We start from the raw sequence: 2,882 nt of genomic DNA, 5'->3' as shown, positions 1-2,882 counted from the left end.
ACGACGCTACCGACGACGAGCGCGACCGGCAGGTCCGGCTCGGGGGAGGCAACCTCCGCATGGCCGAGGAGCTGGAGCACGCCGCCAGTCTGTGGCGCGAGAACCAGCTGCACTGAAGTCAGATGACCACGTGACCCCCGTCCTGGGCGCAGGTGTACGGCGCCCCGTTCAAGGCTCGTGAGAGAAAGCCCACCCATGAGATCAGCAGGCTTGGATTTTCCGTTCGTGGGTCGTCTCGGGTAACTTCGAGTGTGGCGACAGCCTTCGGGCCCTCGCTGGACGTCGGACCGCGGTAACCCCGGGTCCCATTTATTAGCCGCTACGAGCGGCCGTTGCGCCGAGAGGCGTTCCCGGTCCGGCGTCCGTACCACCTCATCAGCGCCTGGCTGCCTCTAGCGGCGTCTCGTCAGGCCCAGCCGAGTTCGTGAAGACGGTCGTCGTCGATCCCGAAGTGATGGGCGATCTCGTGCACGACGGTGACCAGGACCTCGTCGAGTGCATCGTCGTAGGTCTCGCAGACACGCAGGATCGGCAGCCGGAACAGGCGGATCACATCCGGGAGCACACCGGTGTAGTCGCCGCGTTCGGTCAGCGGCGTGCCCTCGTAGAGCCCGAGCAACTCCGGCCCGTCGTCGGGCGCTTCATCCTCGACCATGATCACGACGTTGTCCATGACCTGCCCGAGCTCAGCCGGAATACCGTCCAGAGCGTCGGCGACCAGCGCCTCGAACTCAGGCTCCGTTAGCTCAAGCACACTCGAACGACCTCATCTGAACTGCGGTGATGTTTAATACGACTGGTGATGTGCTACCACGGTACCGTGGAAGCGGTGGCCGAGGATGAGCGGCAGACGCGGTTTGATACCCGTCGGCGGATACGTCGATGGCGCGATCAGTGGGAGAGACTGAGACCCCACCTGCGCCGCATTCCCATGCCGCCGTTCCTCCAGCGGCACGGCGCGACGCTCGCCACGGTCGCGTTGGCGTTCGGTGGCGCATGGATCGCCTTGGCGGTGGCCGGGACCTCGCAGGGTCTGGTCGGGCCGCTCGTCGTGGACGCCGCGATCCAGCCATCGTTCGACGGTCAGTCCGTGGTGCGGGTCGATCCGATCGGTAGCTTGGAGATCGACTCACACACCGCTCCGCTCTCGCTGCAGATGAACGTGCGCGCAGTGGAGGAAGCCGGAATCCGGGAGATCGTCGACAACCCACTGTCGTTCGCCGCGCTGGACGAGGATGTCGTCTCCGATCTTCGGGGCGTCATCATCGACGCTGGCATCCGCGGCGCCATCGTGGCGGTTCTTGGAGCGACCATCGGTGTGGCACTGGTCATGCGCTCGTTCCGCCGCGCACTGCTTGCGGGCGCGATCGCCCTGGGCAGTGTCGGCGGGACCTACGGCCTGGCCGCGCTGACGTTCGACGCGGACGCGGCCCGCACGCCCACCTACACGGGCCTGATCTCAGCGGCGCCAGGTCTGGTGGAGAACGCCGAATTCATCGCGTCCAACGTGGACGCCTACGCCGAGCAGTTAGCCGGTCTGGTGGCGAATGTGGGCGCGCTGTACGACACCACGCTGTCACTGCCGACCTTCTTGCCGGACGACGACTCGATCCGGGTGCTGCATATCGCCGACCTGCACCTGAGCCCGGCCGCGTGGGATGTCATCGATTCGGTGGCCGACCAGTATGACGTCGACGTGATCGTCGACGCCGGCGACGTCGCCGACCACGGGACGCCGCTGGAGAACAGCTATGTCGCGCCGATCAGCTCGCTGGAGCGGCCGTACATCTTCGTCAAGGGCAACCACGACTCGGTCGCCACGGCCGCCGCCGTCGCCGCGAATGACAACGCGATCGTGCTCAACGACGAGCCCGTGGAGGTGGCCGGGCTCCGCTTCTTCGGCGCACCGGATCCGCGGTTCACACCCGATCAGGCCACCCGCGGCACCGCCGACCAAGACATCCTGATCGGCACCGAGGAGTTCGCCGAGGTAGCCCGTAACCTCGACCCAGCAGCGGATGTCATCGTCTACCACGACCCATCGCACGCGGAGCTCTTGGACGGTGCCGCGCCACTGGTGCTGTCCGGACACGGCCACCGGCGCAACACGTACACGCTCGACGGGGGCACCCGGGTCATGATGCAGGGATCCACGGGAGGCGCCGGCCTGCGTGGTCTGCAGGGCGAGGATCCGACGCCGGTCATGTTGAGCGTGCTGTACTTCGAGCCGGAGTCGAAACAACTCGTCGCGTGGGACGACATCACCCTGGGCGGGCTTGGCCTCACCACAGCGCAGATCGAGCGGCACCAGGCGGACGAGGAAGACGAGGCGGCTCAGGAAGAAGAAGAGCCGGAGACCCCGAGTCCTGGGCCACCGGATGGCCGCGATCCAAATGACGACGACCCGAATGACGATCCGAACGCGGGCTAGCCAACCCACACCACATCGGCGTGAGCTGGCCAACGGACGCAAAATTCCTGGTCACAGGCGCCTACGCTCTCGGTTTGGTAATCCGGAGTCCGTCGGCCTATGATTCTTAAGTCCCCGACGGCGACGAGCCAAGGGCCAAACCGTCAATGGGCTAGTCCCCATCGTCTAGCGGCCTAGGACTCCGCCCTTTCAAGGCGGCAACGCGGGTTCGAATCCCGTTGGGGATGCTGAGTGCCTTCTCAGTTGTGGCATACTGAGGGCGGCAATCACACAAGCAAGGTCCTGTGGAGCAGTTCGGAGTGCTCGCCGCCCTGTCAAGGCGGAGGTCGCGGGTTCAAGTCCCGTCAGGACCGCCAGCATCATCACGGGTCTTCGGATCTCAGCGGGGAGGCCATCCTTCGGGGTGGCCTTCTTTGTGTGTGGCGGTGGGCTGATGGGGACGAAGGTGCCG

General features: G+C 65.8%; 2 protein-coding genes and 2 tRNA genes. 3 read left to right on the top strand and 1 reads right to left on the bottom strand.

Going from position 1 to position 2,882, the window contains the following annotated elements; translation table 11 throughout:
* Positions 1 to 406: 406 nt before the first annotated feature.
* On the bottom strand, positions 407 to 754 hold the full coding sequence (locus ELR45_RS26080) for a metallopeptidase family protein (protein WP_129668951.1): 348 nt from the start codon (positions 752 to 754) through the stop codon (positions 407 to 409).
* A 75-nt stretch (positions 755 to 829) separates the two neighbouring features.
* Here ELR45_RS26080 and ELR45_RS26075 point away from each other — a divergent pair, with 75 nt between their 5' ends.
* The 3 genes from ELR45_RS26075 (at position 830) to ELR45_RS26065 (ending at position 2,787) form a co-directional block, all read left to right on the top strand.
* A complete protein-coding gene (locus ELR45_RS26075; protein WP_165368106.1) occupies positions 830 to 2,431 on the top strand; it encodes a metallophosphoesterase in 1,602 nt (533 codons plus the stop codon).
* Positions 2,432 to 2,585: 154 nt separating this feature from the next.
* Positions 2,586 to 2,658, top strand: a tRNA-Glu gene (locus tag ELR45_RS26070).
* Positions 2,659 to 2,709: 51 nt separating this feature from the next.
* Positions 2,710 to 2,787, top strand: a tRNA-Asp gene (locus ELR45_RS26065).
* The last annotated feature ends 95 nt before the right edge of the window (positions 2,788 to 2,882 follow it).

The organism is Phytoactinopolyspora endophytica, assembly GCF_004138495.1.
Lineage (GTDB): Bacteria > Actinomycetota > Actinomycetes > Jiangellales > Jiangellaceae > Phytoactinopolyspora > Phytoactinopolyspora endophytica.
The sequence above is the reverse complement of the archived record's forward strand: the minus strand, read 5'-3'. Positions and strand labels throughout refer to the sequence as shown.